At 44.8% G+C, this 21,164-nt stretch carries 17 protein-coding genes; 7 read left to right on the top strand and 10 right to left on the bottom strand.

Annotated features, from left to right (window positions below):
• Positions 1-65: 65 nt before the first annotated feature.
• The gene (locus AB4589_RS23105) at positions 66-533 is read right to left on the bottom strand and encodes an EVE domain-containing protein (RefSeq protein ID WP_102249643.1); all 468 of its coding nucleotides are present in this window, start codon (positions 531-533) and stop codon (positions 66-68) included.
• Positions 534-572: 39 nt separating this feature from the next.
• Between AB4589_RS23105 and AB4589_RS23100 the strand changes: the two genes are divergently transcribed.
• Together AB4589_RS23100 and AB4589_RS23095 are read left to right on the top strand one after the other, a co-directional pair.
• The gene (locus AB4589_RS23100; protein WP_372101769.1) at positions 573-2,117 is read left to right on the top strand and encodes a COG3650 family protein; all 1,545 of its coding nucleotides are present in this window, start codon (positions 573-575) and stop codon (positions 2,115-2,117) included.
• A 2-nt stretch (positions 2,118-2,119) separates the two neighbouring features.
• Positions 2,120-2,716 carry a tRNA-uridine aminocarboxypropyltransferase gene (locus AB4589_RS23095; protein WP_372101768.1) on the top strand — a complete coding sequence of 199 codons (597 nt, stop codon included), beginning with the start codon at positions 2,120-2,122 and terminating at the stop codon, positions 2,714-2,716.
• A gap of 180 nt (positions 2,717-2,896) precedes the next feature.
• On the opposite strand, the gene AB4589_RS23090 is transcribed toward AB4589_RS23095, so the two are convergent.
• The 8 genes from AB4589_RS23090 to lptM form a co-directional block, all read right to left on the bottom strand.
• Entirely contained in the window at positions 2,897-5,377 is a 2,481-nt protein-coding gene (locus AB4589_RS23090; protein ID WP_372101770.1) for an EAL domain-containing protein, read from the bottom strand.
• A 191-nt stretch (positions 5,378-5,568) separates the two neighbouring features.
• Positions 5,569-8,067, bottom strand: coding sequence for an EAL domain-containing protein (locus AB4589_RS23085; protein WP_372101767.1), 2,499 nt, complete (start codon positions 8,065-8,067; stop codon positions 5,569-5,571).
• Between the two features lie 165 nt (positions 8,068-8,232).
• The gene (gene yigB / locus AB4589_RS23080) at positions 8,233-8,949 is read right to left on the bottom strand and encodes a 5-amino-6-(5-phospho-D-ribitylamino)uracil phosphatase YigB (protein WP_017098548.1); all 717 of its coding nucleotides are present in this window, start codon (positions 8,947-8,949) and stop codon (positions 8,233-8,235) included.
• Positions 8,950-8,964: 15 nt separating this feature from the next.
• Complete coding sequence (gene xerC, locus AB4589_RS23075; RefSeq protein ID WP_086048531.1) at positions 8,965-9,897, bottom strand: tyrosine recombinase XerC; 933 nt, start codon at positions 9,895-9,897, stop codon at positions 8,965-8,967.
• Entirely contained in the window at positions 9,866-10,564 is a 699-nt protein-coding gene (locus tag AB4589_RS23070; RefSeq protein WP_012605049.1) for a DUF484 family protein, read from the bottom strand. Before AB4589_RS23070 ends, xerC begins: the two co-directional genes overlap by 32 nt.
• 43 nt (positions 10,565-10,607) lie before the next feature.
• Entirely contained in the window at positions 10,608-11,438 is an 831-nt protein-coding gene (gene dapF, locus AB4589_RS23065) for a diaminopimelate epimerase (protein WP_009848210.1), read from the bottom strand.
• Positions 11,439-11,449: 11 nt separating this feature from the next.
• Entirely contained in the window at positions 11,450-12,703 is a 1,254-nt protein-coding gene (gene lysA, locus AB4589_RS23060; protein ID WP_009848209.1) for a diaminopimelate decarboxylase, read from the bottom strand.
• A gap of 41 nt (positions 12,704-12,744) precedes the next feature.
• The gene (lptM, locus tag AB4589_RS25725; RefSeq protein WP_407829960.1) at positions 12,745-12,861 is read right to left on the bottom strand and encodes a lipoprotein; all 117 of its coding nucleotides are present in this window, start codon (positions 12,859-12,861) and stop codon (positions 12,745-12,747) included.
• 75 nt (positions 12,862-12,936) lie between these two features.
• Between lptM and cyaY the strand changes: the two genes are divergently transcribed.
• Positions 12,937-13,251, top strand: coding sequence for an iron donor protein CyaY (gene cyaY, locus AB4589_RS23050; protein WP_009848207.1), 315 nt, complete (start codon positions 12,937-12,939; stop codon positions 13,249-13,251).
• Between the two features lie 71 nt (positions 13,252-13,322).
• Here the strand turns inward: cyaY and AB4589_RS23045 are convergent, their stop codons facing one another.
• Positions 13,323-15,851, bottom strand: coding sequence for a class I adenylate cyclase (locus tag AB4589_RS23045; RefSeq protein WP_009848206.1), 2,529 nt, complete (start codon positions 15,849-15,851; stop codon positions 13,323-13,325).
• A gap of 344 nt (positions 15,852-16,195) precedes the next feature.
• Here AB4589_RS23045 and hemC point away from each other — a divergent pair, with 344 nt between their 5' ends.
• The 4 genes from hemC to AB4589_RS23025 are packed head-to-tail and all read left to right on the top strand — an operon-like array spanning position 16,196 to position 20,291.
• Positions 16,196-17,134, top strand: a complete 939-nt coding sequence (hemC, locus tag AB4589_RS23040; protein WP_009848205.1) for a hydroxymethylbilane synthase — start codon at positions 16,196-16,198, stop codon at positions 17,132-17,134.
• A 2-nt stretch (positions 17,135-17,136) separates the two neighbouring features.
• Positions 17,137-17,865: a uroporphyrinogen-III synthase gene (locus tag AB4589_RS23035; protein WP_372101766.1), complete on the top strand. Its 729-nt coding sequence runs from the start codon at positions 17,137-17,139 to the stop codon at positions 17,863-17,865.
• An 18-nt stretch (positions 17,866-17,883) separates the two neighbouring features.
• Complete coding sequence (locus tag AB4589_RS23030) at positions 17,884-19,110, top strand: uroporphyrinogen-III C-methyltransferase (protein ID WP_372101765.1); 1,227 nt, start codon at positions 17,884-17,886, stop codon at positions 19,108-19,110.
• Positions 19,110-20,291, top strand: coding sequence for a heme biosynthesis protein HemY (locus AB4589_RS23025; protein ID WP_017098553.1), 1,182 nt, complete (start codon positions 19,110-19,112; stop codon positions 20,289-20,291). Before AB4589_RS23030 ends, AB4589_RS23025 begins: the two co-directional genes overlap by 1 nt.
• Positions 20,292-21,164 lie beyond the last annotated feature (873 nt).

The following is a 21,164-nucleotide window of genomic DNA, read 5'->3' as shown; positions in this document are numbered from 1 at the left end:
TAACTGATCGGCATTAGCCAACTGGCTGCCTTTTTTGAACCTTACGTAAAAAGCTCTCTCTAACGCTATCGAGAACCCTGTATTTCTTTGCTTAATATTGCCTGCCACTCTTGTTCGGTAACCGGCATGATCGATAATCGGTTGCCCCGTTTAACCAGTGGCATTTCTGACAGTTCAGGCATGGCTTTAAGTGTTGCCAAAGGAATCAAGCGTTCAGTCACTCGCACAAACTCAACATCAACCATTATCCAGCGCGGATTATCGGGCGAAGACTTAGGGTCGTAGTAATTACTCTCTGGGTCGAACTGAAAGTGGTCTGGGTAGGCTTCTCTGGTTACTTTCGCGATCCCCGCCACACCAACTTTTTTACATGATGAATGGTATATCATCACCAAGTCTCCAAGCTTGACGTCATCACGCATCATGTTTCGAGCCTGATAGTTGCGTACACCCTCCCAACAAGAGGTTTTTTGTACTCTTAGAGTCTGAATAGAGAAGGTGTCGGGTTCTGTTTTAAATAACCAATATGCCATAATAAATCCAATTAACGGTTGCTCCGAGGAAGATATAACATGAAGGTAATGAAAAACCCAGTGACATGGCTAGTCGCGTTCGCTCTACAAGGCTGTGTTACGGCACCTGATACGCCGCAACAACCGGAACGGCCCCCAGCAACCTTGGATGAGCCACTGAGCATTCAACCGCAAGCCTTCATAATGCGTGGTCAGGTGGTGGTTGGTCATGAAAGCCGAACCTTCACTCCTTGCGGTAGCCAACAACAATACTGGTTAGACTTATCTCCAGAGTTAGCGCTAGAAGCACAAGGGCTCTCAACGAGACCTTACCAAGCCTTATATGGCGAGCTGATTGGTCACCTAACCGTGCCGAGCCAAACGGGGTATAACGCAGACTTCACAGCCCGTTTTGTGGTTGACCAAGTGAACATCCTAACCGCAGAGAACCCAGAGCGCTGCGACCAACCACTGCGTTCAACACGTGTATTCGGCAATGAACCTTTCTGGTCAGCAAGCTTCGATAAGGACCAGCTCAAATACACTAAGATGGGCGAACAGCCACAGATCCTCGATATTGAATCAAGCCGCACCACACTAAGCAGTCGCGATTACCAATTAGAAGGTAAAGCAGCGCAAGGCAAACTCAACCTTACAAAAGAGAGTTGCAGCGACGGCATGAGCGATTCTATCTATGGATGGCATGCCAAGCTTAACCTCAATGACAGTAACTATAATGGCTGTGCAACGGTCTCTAACCAAGATCCAACACTGGACTGGAGCGGGCTCTACTTCGCTAGCTCAACGCAAAACTCAGGGTTCTCTATCAACCTTGAACTCAACAATGACCACAGTGCTATCACGACTTATTCATACAGCAATGGAGACCCTTCTATTGTTGAGCAGGGCTTCTGGCAGCAACTGAACCAAAATCAGGTACAAGTGGTTATGACTCGCCACCAGCAACAGTATTTGATCTCCGAGCGTATCTTCACACTCGATAATGGCAAGCTAATCGCTGAAAAAGAGAAAGTGGGCAACGTGGTCTATCCGATTGCCAATGGCGGTCTGGTGCTATTCGAAGCTAAGAGTGCGCAAGCGCAAGCAAACACCCCCGCTAACGTTGATCTAACCGCTAAGCAGGTCAACTCCAGTGATCAACTTGATCCAAAAGTCGACCAAGCGATCCGCGAGTATTTTAAGATCAACAACAGCTCACCTGACGATACCAAGTACCGCTGGTTAACCTACGACCTCAACGGTGACGGCAAGGAAGAGTTGTTTGCTCAACTGGACTGGTGTGGCTCGGGTGGCTGTACACTGCTGATTTTCGAAAACCATCAAGATAACTGGCGCTTCAATAGCCGAGTGACACTGGTTAAGGGCGACATACGCTTAGGTAAATCGCAAAACCACGGCTGGCAGGATCTGATCTTCAATGTCAGTGGCGGTGGAGCAACACCTGCGAAGCACACACTGTCTTACACCGGTGTTAGCTACCCACTGAATCCAAGTGTCGCTCCAGTTGCAAATGATGCTGATATCAGCGACGTGGTTCTGTTTGCTGATGGCATATCACCAGCGCAAAGCGGAGTTAAGCTATAACCATGAGTAATCAACAAGCTTGCCCTGGTTGTGGCTTCACTCACCAGTGCGTTTGTCATCTAATACCGACGGTTGAAAGCCAAACTGATCTTGTACTATTGACTCATGAGAATGAGCTGTCGCGAGACACCAACACCGGAAAGCTGCTTCAGCAATCTCTTGAGCAGTGTCAGTCCTTGGTATGGCAAAGGAAAACACCACCAGCGGAGCTAATGGCACTGCTTGAAGATGAAACACGACAACCGTTTCTGTTATTCCCAAGTGATCAAAGCATCGAGTGTCAGCAAGCTGTGATGACCCAAGCCCAGAATCGTAAACCGCTATTCATCATATTGGATGGCACATGGCAAGAAGCGAAGAAGATGCTTAACAAGAGCTCGTGGTTACAAACCGTCCCACAAGTTCATCTGGACATCACCAGCGAATCCTCTTACACCTTGCGCCGCAATCAAGACAGTGGCCATTTGTGTACTTGCGAAGTGGGCATTGAATTGCTCAAATCTTTAGGTGAAAGCGAACCTGCCAAGCTCATTGATGACTACTACCAACAGTATCTAAAAGTATTCCACGCCAACAAATGTGGCCATGCTCTCAAATAGTTCAAGCAAGAGCGCGGGAAGACAACAGACACATTTCAGAACGGGACAGATACTGAAAACAAAAAGGGTGAACCATGAGCTCACCCTTTTTACATCGTACTTTAATCTATTGAACCATTTAGTGTTTCACGTGAAACGCACACTCTAGCTGTTCGTTGAAAAGAGATTTTACTCTCCCTATCAGAATAAGCGCTGAGGTTGACCAAAGTAGTAACCTTGCAGGTAATCGACACCCATATCCTCTGCGATTCGACACACCGGTTCATTATGTACGAACTCCGCAACTGTTTTAGCGTTCAGTATCTGGCACAAACTCACCAGTTGCTGAGCGATCTTGCGCTGTTTCTTATCTTTATCAATATTCCGAATTAAACTGCCATCAAGCTTTATGACTTGTGGTTCTAACTTCAATATCTCATCAATGTTCGAATAGCCGGAACCAAAGTCATCAACAATAATATTCACACCAAGGTCGCGGAAGTGATTACACACCTCGATCAAGCGACCGTAATCCTGAATTTGTTCCGTTTCTAACACCTCTAAGCCAATACGCTGTGGGTGACTGATTTTCTTGATGGCTTGCTCAAGGTGAAGAATGGTTTTCTCATTGCTAAAATCTTGTGGCGCCAAGTTAATTGAGAACGAATCGGTTCGCTGACTCATAAAATCAAAGGTACGCGTTATCATCTGGCGACTCAGACGTGTATAGAGGTGCGTTCCTTCTATGATTGGCAAGAACTTACCCGGCACAATCAGTTGTCCATCTTCTTCAATTCGAACCAAGCACTCGTAACTTTCTACCTGATGGCTGTGCGCAGAGACAATAGGTTGGGAACACGCCACAATATTCTGATTAAGCACCGCGCGACTGACACACGACAGCCAACCAAGCTGCTCTTGGCGATGCTTCTCCAATTGAATGAGCGTCTTGGCGCTCACTAGATGCTTGTTCTGACTCACGGCGCTGCGCCTAGCATCAATCGCCTTCAACAACAAATCATCAATCGAGGTCGTAGGAAAATCTCGACGGCTGGCTATGCCCGCACAGATGGATACCGACAGATAATCAATATCAGGCAACCCCGTTGGTTCAAAATTCACATGTTCCGTTTGGTCTGCAAATTCAGAAAAACGCTGATGAATATGTTCTTGCCCCACCCAGCTATCAAAGACCACCGCCCACTCACCGATACCAATGCTATAGAGCTGACACCCCTCATCAAAGAACTGCCACAGCGCCTTTTGAAAATACTCGCTTAAATCATGCAGAAGCTTGTCACCGACTCGATAGCCATACTTCTCATTGATTTGGCCAAATGTCGTGACTTTCAAAGCCAACAAATGACTATCGGTACTCATTTTTGACAGTTTTTCACGCAGCACGCTTCGATTAGGTAAACCTGTACGGCGATCAATTCGGTAGCTCGCGGTCAATGCGGTCGCTTGCTGTTGAATCTTACCCGCCATGCTGTTGTTCATGTCATCGACATCAAGCAGAGCATTTCGTATCAATGAAAACAGAGGGGAAATATTGGTCGCGGGTTGTGTCTCTAATGGCAATACCGCCTTGCCTTCACCTTCCCTAAGCGCAAGATAAGTGAGGCTATGATGCAAAATTCGTTGCTGGTCATTATCTTGATAGAGCTCTCCCATGCAGTACACGCCATAGGTGTCCGCTAATGCTTGGAAAACCTCAACCTCTTGGTTGCCATCAATGAAATCAATGCGCGAAGTGCAGTTATAGATAAAAAACTGTTCTGGTTTATGGGAAGTAATCTGTTGAACGCCCAGTCGGATTTGTTCTAGGGTCAATGAAGGGTGGTCATAACAAAACCGCACCTCATCACCAACCTGAAACGACCCACTGAATTCTATCTCTCCGCCCTCTGTCACCTTGAGCGGTAAGTGAGTGTTCTGGTCTTTTGGTTCACCGACCATCAAGGGGAAGTTATACAGTTGCTCAAAAGGGATTTCGAGACCGTCAGCAAGGTAACGATTATAGACTTCTCGGACAGGTATACCGTCCAATTCAGCTAGCCGATTATCTTGAGCGCCAGTCACTCGGAAGGTACGACCAATAGGATTCCATTCGCAGTAATACCCCTTAGTAATTGCGAGTTCAACACTGTGCAGTGCTAACATGACATAGGCATTTTCATAGCAAATACCATCGAGCATCACCCATCGTCCATGCTCTGTAATGGTCGATGCACCGCCACAAACAGGTAATGAATATATCGACTGCTCAAACGCTGAAAATAGATCTTGGTTATTTATCTGCAAGCGATCGGCGAAACAGAGAATGCTTTGAGTATCAGCATTACATTCAAGCTGCTGCCACATCGCTTGGCTATCCCGTCGAGGCTGCTCGCTATATTCGACAACACCACAAGTGTAAGACGTCGCCTCAAAGCGAGTAACAATAACATAGAGACCTTTATGCAGGATCACACCTTGGCTGATGTAGTGATTAGCGCTACAACCAATCAATTTGGCGTTGGGGAAAGTCGACTGAATTACTTGGCAGGCAGCCAACACCGAATCTTTCTCGAAAGAAGAAAACACCTGAATCAGTAGATTGTCATGTGGATGAAAATCTATCTTTTGCAATTCACGCTGGGTGCACTTAATGTCTTGTATCTGGAAAGAGGTCGATTGCATATTCACATTAATCGTTACGTTAATGATTTGTTATTGTGCTTATTATAGATAAAGCTTGCACGGAATACTTACAATCGTCTTATAAATAATGTGACGCTAGTTAGACATCATTCATTCCACTAAAGAGCCATCATCAGTGCCAGTGAAGCACTTTAAAAGCAAGTAACGTTAAGGTCGGAGGGTTTTAATAACTAAAACAGTCGCTTAGGCTCACCAAAGTAATAACCTTGCAGATAATCGACACCCATTTGCTCTGCAATTTCACAAACCTGTTGGTTATGGACAAATTCGGCAACTGTTTTGGCGTTAAACACCTGACACAAGCGTACTAATTGAGAGGCGATATTCCTTTGCTTTGGGTCTTTGTCGATATTGCGAATCAAGCTACCGTCGAGCTTTATGATCTGCGGCTCAAGTTTAATGATCTCATCAATATTGGAATAACCAGAACCAAAGTCATCAACAATGATTCTCGCCCCAAGAGCACGGAAGTGATCACACACTTCTATCATGCGGCCATAATCTTTGATCTGTTCAGACTCGAGAACCTCTAGACCAAGTCGAGTGGGGTCGTTCATACCACTAATCGCTGACTCGAGAACTTCAAGCGTCTTATCGCTCAGTAAGTCTTGTGGGGATAGGTTGATTGAAAAAGAACTCTGCTTATTTGCCATGTAGCCAATGGTGTTTCGAATCATGTGCCGGCTAAGGCGAGTATAGAGATGCGTGTCAGCAATAATGGGTAAGAACTTACCAGGGAGTACAATGGTACCGTCCGACTCCATGATTCTGACCAAGCACTCTTGGCCAATCATTTCGTGAGTACCAGACGCCACAATCGGCTGTGAGTAGGTGATAATGTTCTGATCTAAGATTGCGCGGCTTACACAGCTCAGCCAGCCTAGTTGTTCTTTACGATCTTCCTCACTCACCTGAATGTTTTTTGCATTAGTGATGTGAGTATTGTTCCGCACCCCGTAGCGTCGAGCTTCAATCGCTTTCAACAAGATCTCATCACCGCTATCAGCTAAGAAATCACAGCGACTAGCGAAACCACCACACAGAGAAACCGAAAGGTAGTCTATGTCGGTTAATCCATATGGCTCAAAATTAATATGCTCAATACCATCAGCAAACTCGACGAAACGTTGCTCTATCTTCACGCTATCGACACTCGCGTTAAAGATAATTGCCCACTCACCGACACCAATACTGAACAGTTCAACCTTTACCTTGGATTCCTTAGCCACACTAAGGTGCAATCGGTCGACAAAATGATTCGACAGATCAAGCAGTAATTGGTCACCCACTTGATAACCGTATTTTTCGTTAACTTGATGAAAATTAGTCAGCTTCAGCGTCAACAGATGTTCATTGAATAAAATCGTATTGAGGCGTTCTTTTAATACAATACGGTTGGGTAGCCCTGTGCGAGAGTCAATACGGTAGCTTTCAGTTAAGCGACGTGCCTGTTGATGGAGTTTGTTCTCCATCTGAGTGTTCATACTGTCGAGGTCTGCGACCGCATTTCTGACTAAGTTGAGTAGTGGCGATACCGTTGAGTCTCGCTTGAAATCTTCGCAACGAAACTCATTAATCTCGTCCGACTCTCTCATCGCAATATAGGTAAGGCTGTGATGCAGTATCTCTTGGCGATCGTCGTTGCGATATAGTTCGCCCATGCAGTATGCACCACACGCGTTTACTATCCCTTCAAATGGTTTGAGCTCAAGTTTACTGTCGATAAATTCTAGTCGAGATACACAGTTATAGATGATCACAGATTCAGGCTGATGCACGGCAAGCATCTCAGCGCCGTGACGCACTTTTTCTGCGGTCAAAGAAGGATGGTTATAACAAAACTGGGCCTCTTCGCCGACATGCCAAGGGCTATCAAACTCAATACTACCATCATCATTAATACGTAGAGGCGTCGAGATGCACTTCTTTCTGCCGAGCTCTCGATACAGGGGGAAGCTCATCAACTGACTAAAAGGGAGATCTTTACCATCAGCAAGGTAATGTTTGAACACCTCGATAGCCGGCTTGTCATTCAACGCATATAAACGATTTCCAACTGCGTGTGTCACTCGCAATTTCATCCCAATAGGATTCCACTCAGAATACGCGTCCGACCAAATCTTTAAGCTAGGGTTAGTCAATGCAACCGCAACACAAGCATGTTGGTAGGTTTGCTCATTATGCATAACCCAACGGCCATATTCATTCTCGTGGCACAGCCCACCAGCAACTGGTAATGCGTAAGGTAAACTCTCAAAGGCGCTATAAATAGGATAGTCACGCCCTTCAACCTGATCGCACAAGCTGATAACCATTTTGGTTTCTTCTGTAAGGTTTAATTGAGAAGCGAGATCTTGGCTGTCTTGATTTGGGTTTCCGGTAAACGTCTGAACTGTAGACGTTAAATGGGTATCGTTAAATTCACTGACGACGACTAAGGTACATTCATGCTTCAGGCTGTTATCACAGATAACATAACGGGCGCTCTGACCGATTAACGTCGCATGCCCTATGCGATTGAGGGCTGCATTGGCAATTCGACGAGCGATATCAGAGGACTGAGCAGAGAAAATTTGAATAAGGTACTGTTTGCTGTCACACCACTCTCGCTGATCAAATTGAGACTTAAATAACTCCTCAGTATTTGCGAGAAATGTAAATGTTTGCATGCCAACCCTTGTTCGAAATCGAGTGAAATGAGAACCCGTACTACTATGAATCAAAAATTCCGATCAAAAGTAGTCGCCAATTATCCTAGCCTAAACAGGCATTTAATTGTGACTAATGTAACAATTCAATATCATAAATGCGACACATTAAGCTTACTACGGCCATTAAGTTAATCGCATAAGATCACTAAGTTGCTCTATTTCAACATCAGGCAGCACTGTTGCCTTAGGGGAATCATATAAATTGGAACCAGTATCATTAAACCAGCATGCTTGGAAACCATTTGTCTTCGCTCCATAGACATCGGTTCTAAGATGGTCACCAACATGGAGAATATTCTCAGCGTCACAATTTAGGTATTGCTGAGCTCTATCAAACATATCTGGGTAGGGTTTTGCTCTGCCGTCAGGACCGGCTTTAAGGATTAATTGGAAGTACTGCCCCAAGCCAATTTTATGTGGGTCGACATTGCCATTAGTAATCGCAACTAAAGGAATACGTTGGCTCAGCTCAGCCATCACTCGATGCGTTTCTTGTGGCACATCCACCTGATTACGCAGCCACAAAGCGTGTTCTATGCCTTCACGAGCCGCTTGTTCTGCTTGCTGCTGAGAATACCCCAGTTGTAACAAACCACGCTTAATCTGTGTTTCTCGCCACACGGTGACATCATGCTTTAACGCTGGGTTTTCAGAGGCGACTTGCTGTTTGATACCTTGCCACTCTTCTAACGAAAGAGAAGCAGACACAGGATGCTTTTGATAAAGCCACTGCGCCATCTCTTTCTCAACCTTCATGATCACAGGCCAGTTGTCGTACAAGGTATCATCCAAATCAAAGGTCATGGCTTTGATGGGCTTTAACCCTCGATAAATTCGCATAGTTAAACCTTTAATCTAATCTTTATTCTTCTTACGAGCTCTTGGATGAGCTTGGTCATAAGCTTGTGCTAAATGTTGGAAATCTAAGTGAGTGTACACTTGGGTTGTCGAGATGTTTTCATGCCCGAGCAACTCTTGAACCGCACGAAGGTTTTGGCTCGACTCCAGTACATGTGTTGCAAAGGAGTGACGCAGTTTATGCGGGCTGATGTGACTCGCGACAGATTGCTTCTTGCCCCACTCTTCCATGCGCTTTTGCACGCTGCGATGAGAGATACGAGTCCCTAACTTCGAGACAAACAGTGCAGGCTCACCCGGCGAAGCTAGTTCACCACGAACTTTGAGCCATTTATCAACCCACTCTTTCGCTAAACCAGAAAAAGGCGCTTTGCGTTCTTTGTCGCCTTTACCAATCACTCGGATTTCGCCTTGTCGACCCAAGACATCTTTAAGATTGATACCGACCAGCTCAGCCAAACGTAATCCAGCACCATACATCACTTCCATCATCGCTCGGTCACGAATTGACAGTGGGTCGTCCTCATTCACATCAAGCAACTGACCGACTTCATCAACATCGAGGTTTTTAGGCAAAGGACGTTGTTTACGAGGTGCTGAAACCCCTTTGGCTGGATTGGCGGTCATTTCGCCACGCAAGACAAGGAAATCAAAGAAGCTGCGCAGTGAAGATAAGCGAGTCGCAATACTGCTCGCTTTCATTCCTTCGCGCATGCCTTTACTTGCAAGTTGTCTTACCCACGCCGCATCGACTTGAGACCAATCCTTTAGTCCAAGAGTGACTAAATGAGCGGCCATGGTTTCAAGTTGTTGTTTGTAGTTACGTTGGGTGTGTAAGCTGAGTCCCTTCTCACTTCTAAGATATTCATAGAAGCGAGAAAGCGGCTTTTGAAGGCTATTAGGAAGAGGTATTTTGGGCTCTAGGCTCATTATTTATCTGCCAAGGTAAGGTGTCCGCCAAATGAGCGACAACAAGTGCTAAATGGCGTAAAAAGAGCGTGTCCATATGAGGCTGGAAGTGTCCGCCATCTTCACTAGAAAAAGCGAGTACACCCAGTGGAGATCGCTTAGCAAGGGGTAGCACTACATAAGAGCCTAGCTCTGGAACTGGATAATCACCAAACAAATCGTGTCTGTCTGCCTTTCTCAATCGCCCTAGATAAGCATCTTTGCCATTGAAATGGTTAAGTGAAAATTTCGAGTAACGCTCTTCATTCAGCTGATAAAAACCTAATTGTGAGAGAACTCGTACATGAGCCTTAAGCCCTAGTTCCAACGCTTTTTGTTCAACAGCCTTGATAACCTGAATGAAGTCACTGCATTTCAACACTTGAGTTTGCAGATCCATGAATTCATAGAAAGTTTTATCGTTATTCGCCGCTAGTGACATCAGGCCAGTGATCTCTTCTTCCAGCTCTTCGATTCTATGACGCTGACGTTTAAGCTGAATCTCAACCAGAGAAACAGCGCCCTGCTCAACATTATTAATAGCAAGGCGATCAACCAAATCTTTCCTGTTTTGAAAGAAATCTGGGTTATCTCGTAAATATTCCGCAACCACCTCTGCAGTCAGAGTGTCGCCTTCAACGTAAGACAAAACCTATCCTTTATTTTTTATAAATCTATTTGTTATATCGTTATTAGCAAGAAAGCTGACCATCAAACACATGCGTTGCTGGACCAGTCATCAACAGAGGTTTCCCAGGGCCTTGCCAGCTAATGTGTAAGTCACCACCAGGTAGACGAACCTTCACATTCTCAGCCAGTAAGCCTTGTGTTATACCAACAGCAACTGCACCACATGCGCCACTGCCACACGCCTGAGTTTCACCCGCACCACGTTCGTAGACGCGCAAGCGAACCTCTTCACGGTTAACCACTTGCATAAAGCCAGCATTAACACGCTCAGGAAAACGTTCGTGAGATTCAAGCAGCGGACCTAAGGTATCCACATCTGCTGTATCGACGTCATCAACTACGGTAACCACATGTGGGTTACCCATGCTAACAGCACCACAGAACAAGGTGTGTACATCCGTTCTTAGGATATACGTCTTTTCTGGCTGCTTCGCCTTAAATGGAATCTTGCCCGGTTCGAACTCAGGAATACCCATGTTGACAGTGATTAAATCATTGTCTTCAATCTTAAGAACCATTTTCCCTTTCTTGGTGCTCACGTTGATGCTGTACTTATTCGTTAAGCCTTTCATGCGAACGAATCGAGCAAAACAACGTGCACCATTGCCACACTGCTCAACTTCACTGCCATCTGCATTAAATATGCGATAATGGAAGTCAGTTTCAGGATCATAGGGAGCTTCAACTACAAGTAGCTGGTCAAAACCCACACCAGTGTGACGATCCGCCAAACGACGGATCAAATCTGGAGAAAAGAAAATATTTTGAGTAATGCAGTCCACGACCATGAAATCATTGCCCAAACCATGCATTTTAGAAAAGTGGAAGTGCATAACGCTTAAAATTACTCCGGAAGAATGTTTTCAAGTTCCCACAGACTCGTAAGCTCTTCACGCTGACGAACCAAATGAGTTTTATCGCCATCAACCATCACTTCTGCCGCACGCGAACGAGTGTTGTAGTTAGATGACATAGCGAAGCCATAAGCACCTGCTGAACGAACAGCCAATAAATCGCCCTCTTCAAGAACAAGGTCACGATCTTTACCTAGGAAGTCACCCGTTTCACATATAGGGCCAACTAAATCGTAAGTCACAGCTTCACCCTGACGCGGGCTAACTGGAACAATATCTTGCCAAGCTTGGTAAAGTGCAGGGCGCATCAGGTCGTTCATTGCCGCATCGATAATGGCAAAGTTCTTATGCTCTGTTGGCTTAAGGAACTCGACTTTTGTTAATAATACACCAGCGTTAGCCGCAATCGCTCTTCCTGGCTCGAAAATCAGCTCTAGATCAGAATGATTGTCTAGGCGAGCCAACAAGGCTTTCGCGTAGTCAGAGGGCTGTGGTGGTAATTCATCACGATAAACCACCCCCAAACCACCGCCAACATCAAGATGCTTGATGTTGATATCGTTAGCTCGTAGTTGATCGATCAACGCAAGCAAGCGATCAGTGGCATCGATGAAAGGTTCGATATCCGTTAACTGAGAGCCGATATGGCAATCAATACCATGGATAGACAAGTTATCGAGTGTTTTAGCAAACGCATAAACAGCAGGAGCACGATCGAAGGCGATACCAAACTTGTTATCACGCAGACCCGTAGAGATATAAGGGTGAGTATTGGCATCAACATCAGGGTTGATTCTCAGTGAAATCGGCGCTTTAACTCCAAGTTCACCGGCCACTTTATTCAGTCGCTCCAGTTCTGGCTCAGACTCTACATTGAAACATTTAATGTTCAACTCAAGCGCTCGCTTCATTTCTGCGGCTGTTTTGCCGACACCAGAGAAAACAACTTTCGCCGGATCGCCACCTGCAGCAACCACACGCTCTAGCTCACCACCAGAAACGATGTCAAAACCAGAACCCAAACGAGCTAAGGTATTCAACACGCCTAGATTCGAGTTAGCTTTAACGGCGTAACACACCAAATGCGGGTGCTCACCTACCGATGAGTCAAATGCGTTCCAGTGACGTTCTAATGTGGCACGAGAATATACATACAGCGGTGTACCATATTGCTCTGCTAGTTGTGAAAGTGCGACGTCCTCAGCCCAAAGCTGGCCATCTTCCTGATAGTTGAAGTAATCCAAAGTTCTTATCCCTTATAAATAACGATTTCTGCGTGTTTCACTTATTGTGATTGTTCAGTCTGTTGAACTTCATCAGGATCATACAAAGGACCCGTTTGACCACAACCAGAAAGTCCAATAACGGACACCATAAACAAAGCGGTAATTAGTTTTTTCATTTTGCACATCGTGATTATTAACTCAATGCCCCCTATAATCGCACCACACTCAGGAAAAGCAATAGGATAGAAAGGATGAACGAGACTGAATTTCATAAGCTGGTCGATATACAGATGCAAAACATCGAAGAAGCGATCGATGAATCAGAGGCAGATATTGATTATGAAGTGACTGGTAACGTAATGACGTTGGAGTTTGAAAACCGCAGCCAAATTATCATCAATCGCCAAGAACCAATGCGTGAGATCTGGTTAGCGTCTAAATCTGGCGGCTTTCACTTCAAGCTAGTTGACGACAAGTGGACATGTTCAAAGACGGGCATGGCGTTGTTTGAGATGGTCAAAGAAGAGTGCGAAAAGCACGCAGATGAAGAGATTAATTGGGTCTAATCATTTGTAAGCAAAACTAAAAAGGAGTGAATCAATCACTCCTTTTTTAATATCAATCAGTTTTGGTAAGACTAGATATTGACTATCTTTGAGCTCCGAGAAGCTAAAGTCGCATCGTTACGATATGGCACCACATAAGAGTTACCTTCTTCAGGGTGAACAATTTGGTAGTACTGAGGTAGGTTAAAGTTAATCAACTTAGACGACACCTTCGACTCATCTTTTACTGAAGTGTAGAAAGAATTCACGCTTGCGATCATCTCATCTTTTTCACCGCTGTACTGGTGATACACCTCAACCTGATTCGACTCGTCCAATACATAAATATTGAAACCTTTGTCGGTATCCTCAAAGAAAAATTGAATTAAACCTTCACTCGCAAAACCATCAACCACTTCTGGTAGCTGATACTCTTGCTCTTTATCGAGCATCAGTAAAGGTGAGCCCTTCAGCTTATTCGTCGAGATACTACGATAGAAATCGACCGAGTTTTCCAACATCTGTACCGATACACCACGACGTTCAAAGAACAGACCAAACATTTTGTTTGCCAGGCGAATAGCCTTAAATCGGCGGCGTTTCTCTGGCTCAATCGGTTTTAATCGCAAGTCGATACACTCGGCAAGCAGTTGATACACCATATTACGCATCACACCGCGTAGGTTTTTGCTGTAACAGAACACATCGACCGACTCTGGCGGCAACGCATCCTGGTGCATTTTACCCAGTACCGTCTTCAGCGCGTCCAACATCGCGGTTTCGCCTTGGAAATGAAGTGTACGAACTTCATGCCAAGAGTTCCGATAAACCAGATCAACACTACCGACTAAGCTCTTACCTTCTTCACCAAAACTGAAAATATCGGCATTCTTAAGATCCACTTTTAATGCGCGACCACTTAATTCAGACGTCGGGTCATTTTCAAAGTTGATGAACATCGCCAGTTGGCTTATCTCACACGGGCTCGCCAGTGCCTGCATACTCGGACGACGCTTACGCAAAGAGAAGGTATTACGTAGATCGCTCACCATTTGATAAAATTTATCGATATCAATATGAGCATCTCGAACCACAGAGTGCAAACGCGTCGACTCTGTAATTAGGCCATTAAAGAACGACCAAGCAACCAATTTACTCAAGTACTCATGGTGTTCAAGTGAAGGCTGACCGAGAATGCGATGTGCAATCAAAGGCTGTTTGTACAAGTACCAACCTGCTTTATTTGACTGACCCTGACGAACTTCGATAAAGCTCAAATCTGGCTCATGGAGATCCGGGGATATTTGTGGATTCAGTAGCGTCACTTTGCCTGGTAACACCTCAAACGCAGCATAAAGCTTACGTGCCAAGATACTGATATCTTGCGGGCTGATAGCTGAAGTGATGTCGTTGCGACGTGCAAATTGAATCAGATTACGATAGCTCAGCATCAAGGCATCAAGCAGCGCATGGTGTACCACTTTAACCTGCTCAACCTTCCAGTTACGGCGGTTGTCGAGCTCAGCAATGGTTTCATGTCCCCAGTTCCAAGATTTAGTCATCTCGGTTAAGGCTTCACGACGCCATGCGACAGAACCAATACCCGCATCTCGTGACAACTTCTCGTGGGTTTTAAGATAGAAGCAGCGTCTCACCAAATCCAATCGAGTATGGTCGTTGATACGTTCTAGGTAGCGAGTGACCTTTTCAAGCATCAGATAGTAGCTATCCATGCCATACAGATCAGGTTCATCTGCGAAGAAACGACGCTTGGTGTCAATACTAAGAAGCTGGGTGTTTGGGTATTCCCATGAATAAGCTTCTAACAGGATCGCCTTCAACACCGATTTATACGGTGAGTCGATACTCTTATAGAGCTGCCATAGGTTTGAACCAAAGTACTCTTCAGCAGGAATACTGTTCAGCTTGCCGAAATCGATCCACTGCGAGCAATCAAGATAACCATCGTTACATAAACCTTGGACATACTCGTCGTAGCACTCCTCCATTTCTGGCGGGATGATTTGCCACAACAAACGCTGGCCAGCCAAACGAACGGCTGAGCGGTAGAACTCATCAAGCAGTAGTAAGTGCTGTGAAGAACCACAGTTATCACCGGTCATCTCTTCAGAATGATTCGAGCGGAAACGCTCTTCATCCATCAAAAAGAAGTTCGCTTCAACCCCTAAGGTTTCAGCCCAATCAGTAATAAGCAGGCATTTATTGGTCAGGCTATCGCGAGATGCGCCATCCATATCTGGAGATACACACACCCAGATATCAAGATCACTTGAGGTACTTTGACCAATAGACGAAGTACTACCCATGGTGTACAAACCCAAGATTGCTGGTTCAGCGGCCTCGGTAAGTTTTCCGCCCAGAGTTAATTCAGTATCAGAGACAAATTGCTTTTGGAATTCATTGAGCGTGAAGCTACGAATTCCAAAAGGAACTTGTTGGTCATAATAACCAGGCATCATCGGGTGATTGAAGTGAAGCAGCGCGGGGATAAGGTTAAAAACTCGCTGGCCCTGCACATTCATCAACGCCAACGCACGATCAATGCGCTGCTGATTTAGATTGTCTAATCGTTGAATCAAAGTTTGAGTGTAAGCCTGCAAGGTAAGTCCTTGGTTTGAGATTAAGTGTACTTCTGTTTAGTTACTGAACGAAAGCAGCAACAAAACGTGATCAATTTAACACTTTTACCCTTATCGGTAAAGCAAAGGACGCCGTCATACTTACGAATCCCTTGATGACTGAAAGTAAAACTCGCGGCGCCGTAGTGTCCTCTTTATTGACTATTTCTAATAATAGCCCATGTTTCAAATGAGATACCAATCACACTATTTTGGTGAACTCATGAAATTCCCTCTGCTATCAAAGTATCGAATGATCAAACAGTAAGAATTTTCGCCTCACAATGGTAGGATTAGCCTATTACAGAATCTATATCGGAAACACCATGACAAATTCAGCACCAATCCGTATCGCGACCAGAAAAAGCCCTCTTGCCCTTTGGCAGGCATACTTTGTAAGGGATGCACTGCAAGCTGCTCACCCTGGTTTAGAGGTTGAGTTGGTAACTATGGTGACCAAAGGTGACATCATCCTAGACACGCCACTTGCTAAAGTAGGCGGTAAAGGGCTATTCGTTAAAGAACTTGAAGTAGCAATGCTAGAAGGTCGTGCTGATCTAGCGGTTCACTCAATGAAAGACGTACCGGTCGACTTCCCTGAAGGTCTAGGTCTAGTAACTATTTGTGAGCGCGAAGATCCTCGTGATGCTTTCGTATCAAATACTTACAACAACATCGATGAGTTACCACAAGGTGCAGTTGTAGGTACATGCAGCCTGCGTCGTCAATGTCAGTTGCTAGAATACCGCCCAGATCTCATCATCAAAGAACTGCGTGGCAACGTTGGTACTCGTCTAGGTAAACTCGATGATGGTCAATACGATGCTATCGTGTTGGCAGCAGCTGGCCTTAAGCGATTAGAGCTAGAAGAGCGTATCCGTAGCTTTATCGAACCTGAACAGTCTCTACCTGCTGTAGGGCAAGGCGCTGTTGGTATTGAGTGTCGTCTAGATGATGAACGTCTAATCAAGCTTCTTGAGCCACTGAACCACAAAGACACAGCCGATCGTGTGCTATGCGAACGTGCAATGAACCTAACTCTAGAAGGTGGTTGTCAGGTTCCTATCGGTAGCTACTCATTATTAGATGGCGATAATATCTGGCTACGTGCATTAGTAGGCGAACCAGATGGTTCTAAAATGGTTCGTGGTGAGATCTCTGGCCTTCGCAAAGATGCAGAAGCACTTGGCGTTACTCTGGCAAATCAATTGCTGGATGATGGCGCGAGAGAAATCTTAACCAAGCTATACGCAGACCAAGAATAACTATGACAGTGTTGGTGACTCGTCCCGGTTCAGAGGGACAATCGCTTTGCCAACAACTAGCGGATGAAGGGATTCAAGCAATCCATCATCCGCTTATTCGTATCGTTGATAATCCACACTCATCGGATTTAAGCACCCAGCTTAATAACAGCGATATCATTATTGCAGTCAGTCACCACGCCGTGACCGCTGCCCAAAACATCCTTTCGAAAACTTCATCTATTTGGCCAACTTCGCCGCTTTATCTTGGCGTTGGTCAAAAAACTGCGCACGTTTTAAGCAAAGTTAGTAAACAAAAAGTAAACTATCCCAAAGTGAGTGATAGTGAACATCTTCTCAAACTTACTGGACTTAATGGCGTAGATAATAAATCCATTTTGATACTGCGTGGAAATGGTGGGCGTGAGCTCATTAGAGATTCTCTACTCAATCGAGGTGCACAAGTCTCTTATTGTGAGACCTACCGTAGAGAATATATTCCTATTAGCGACCACAATACCTATCAAACATGGATAAACAAAAAAACGTCCAAAGTTGTCATCACTAGTCAGGAACAATTGGAGTATCTCTGCTCAATTACCCCTGATGAGTATTTGGCTTGGCTTTCAACAAGACATTTATTTGTCCCAAGCCAGCGCATAGTAGAACGAGCACAACAACTCGGCTTCTCAAACGTGACCAATACTCACAGTGCTACGAACCAAATATTACTGGCTGCTCTCCGGCCCTAGCTAGAACAGGAAATAAGCATGACAAGCAAAAAAAATAATGAGCATATTGAACCTGAAAAGAAACAAGACACTCAGCCAGTAGTTGTTGAAAACGAAAAAGCTGACTCTACAGAGACAAAACAGCCTGAACAAAAACTTGATGCCTCTGCGTCAAATACCGCTCAAAATGAACAGCCTCAAGCTGAACATAAAGAGCAAATAGAGAGATCAGAAAAGCAAGGTAAGCGCGGTGTAAAACTAGGCGCTATTGCGATCGCTATTTCAATTGTCTTCAGTAGCGGTATCGCCTTTCAAATGCAGCAAAAGAGCGCTGAGTACTCGGCTCAAATCGCTGCTCTTCAAGCACAACTGCAAAATACTCAATCTGCAGTAAATAAAGACCTACAAACCATCAAGCAAGAGACCATCCAAGAAGCATCACATGCGGTGGAGAAAACTCAAGTCGTGCAATCTCAGCAACAGAAGAGCATTCAAAGCCTACAGCTAGCGGTTGCTGATGTTAAAGGTCGCCGTCCAAATGACTGGTTGCTTGCTGAAGCTGATTACCTTGTGAAACTAGCAGGACGTAAACTGTTCCTAGAGCATGATGCCGTTAGTGCAACCAAACTAATGGAAAGCGCCGATCAACGTATCGCCGCACTGAATGACCCAAGCTTGGTCTCTCTTCGTCAATCAATGACCAATGACATTACTAAGCTTCGCACTATTCCTCTTATCGACCGTGATGGCTTAGTTCTACGCATCACAAGCCTACAACAACAAGTCGATACGCTGCCGCTTGCCAATGCGATTCTTCCAGAAGCTGCGGTTGTTGAGAAAAAAGCCGTATCGCAAGATATCAATGATTGGCAGAACAACCTGATGACGTCGATGAAAGATTTTTCAGAAAACTTCATCACATTCCGCAGTCGTGATGGTGAAGTTATTCCTCTACTCTCTCCTGAGCAACACTTTTACCTGCGTGAGAATATCAAGGGCAAACTAGAGACCGCAATTCGCGCTGTCTACAAAGAACAAGGTGATGTCTACAGTGCAGCACTACAAACAGCTAACGAATGGTCGAAGTCGTACCTAAACCAAGACAACAACTCAGTGATTGAGTTTGAGAAGGCAATTAAGCAGCTGAGCGAGCAGAATGTTTCTGTGAAATATCCTGTGAAACTTGAGTCTCAAAATGAGTTATCAGACGTGATACGTGAGCGCCTACGTCGTGAAGTAACCGTTATGACCGCGGAGGAAAAATAATGATTCGTTGGATTTTTCTTTTTCTCGTTCTAGGTGCTGGGTTAATTGTTGGTACTCAGTTCTCTGGTCAACAAGGCTACGTTCTGATCTCAATTGCGAATAAGACCATTGAGATGAGCGTGACAACACTGGTTATCTTTGTCATTGCTCTTCTAGCGGCTCTATTCGGCTTAGAGTACCTATTTAAAAAGCTTATGTACGCAAGCTCGACAACTTGGAACTGGTTCAGTGTTCGTAAACTAAAGCGCTCTCGTCGTTATACCAATGAAGGCATCATCAAGCTTCTTGAAGGTGACTGGAAAGGCGCAGAGAAGAAGGTAACTCGTTGGGCTAACCACCACGACATGCCGCTACTTTGTTATTTAGTCGCTTCTCAAGCTGCTCACGAACAAGGCAATACAAGTGAGCGTGATAAGTACATTGAGCTTGCTAGCCAACAAGAGGACTCTCTATTGGCCGTTGAGCTAACGAAAGCAAAACAACAGATCAGTGAGTCGAACTACGAAGCCGCATTCGATACACTTTCAACATTGAAAGGTTCGTACCCGAATAACACCGCCGTACTTGGCCTGCTAAAAGCCACTTACATGCAGCTTAAGCTGTGGCAGCCACTGTTAGAGCTAACGCCTAAGCTGGCTAAGAACAAGCTTCTTACACCTGATGAACAAGTTGAGCTGGAACAGAAAGCTCAATGTGGTTTGCTTCACGATGTGGCACAGCAGCAAGGTAGCGAAGGTTTAATCAGTCATTGGAATAAGCTTTCAAGAAAGCAAAAACAAAGCTCTCACCTTGTTTCTTGTTTTGTGAAGCAACTGATCGCTCGTAAAGCTGATTCAGAAGCCTTCACAGTGATTAAAGAAAACATTGCGAAGAGTGGTTCAAATGAGCTCTATATGTTGCTTCCTGAGCTAAATCTTGCCGATCACCACCCAGTAGTTGTGATGCTAGAGCGTGCTATCAGTAAAGATGGTGGCAATGCCGAAGCACACAGCGCATTGGCTCAATTCTACCTAAGAGAACAGAAGTGGGCAGAAGCACAAAGTCACTTTGAAAAAGCACTAGCACTTCGCTCAAATGTTTCAGATTACGGATACCTATCTGATGCCCTAGAGAAGCAAAACTTAACGAAAGCAGCTCACGAGGTTTCTCGTAAAGCACTCGCTCTCGTTCAACCAGCGTAATTCAAAACGACTCAAACTAAGCCGATGTCTAGCATCGGCTTTTTTGTATCTGTTATTTGCCCCTAGATAACTTCTACAACACCTATAAACCAAACTCATCGAACCCTACCCGTCCAACGCCACCAAACCTAGTGCACAAAAGTAACTATGAAATAGCGTAATAAAGCCTCCCAAACAAACGGAGAACGACACTAATTGTGTCTATATGTAGTTTTACGATTTTTATATACAAGCTCTTAGAAGAGGCTCGAGAGGTATGACGCCTGTAAGCTGAAGAGTAAAAGGAGCTCACTTTGAGAGAACACATTTAAAGATATTCACCAACAGACCGAAAGCCACGTTAAATCACGCTGAATTAGCAATTAAATGGCCATCAATATTCCAACTATAAAACGCTAAAGCCGGGGTTTCACGCAACTGCTTAATAGGTTCATCTATTAAGCAGTAGAGATATAGCAAGAGTTGCCGAACCAGCAAAACCTTGTGACTAGAGACGAGACATCTTTATCAACCAGTTCAAATTAGTAAGAAGTAAACCTCACTAAGACATTCTCTAAAGGTTAACCATTGAATCGATAGCCACAAATATCAACTAACGTAATCAAGCGCTTCTAGAAAGAGCAGGACTTTTATAATAAGTGTTGGAATATCAGAGCTCGAGCTCAACGGACAACGCTTCTACAAAACTCGAAGTTGAATAATAAGATTCATATGCCGGAAACGACGAAAGCCTAGTCGTCAGACTAGGCTTTCTAATATGTGCCGGAATAGCGTGAAGTGTAGGGTCTCGATGCCTTTACAGCACTCATACAATCTACAAGCAAAACTCTTTTCTTCAAATATAAAAAAGCCCTGCTATTTCTAGCAGGGCTT

It is taken from the genome of Vibrio sp. 10N.222.49.A3, from assembly GCF_041475145.1.
Lineage (GTDB): Bacteria > Pseudomonadota > Gammaproteobacteria > Enterobacterales > Vibrionaceae > Vibrio > Vibrio tasmaniensis_A.
This window is presented reverse-complemented; position numbering and strand designations above follow the sequence as displayed.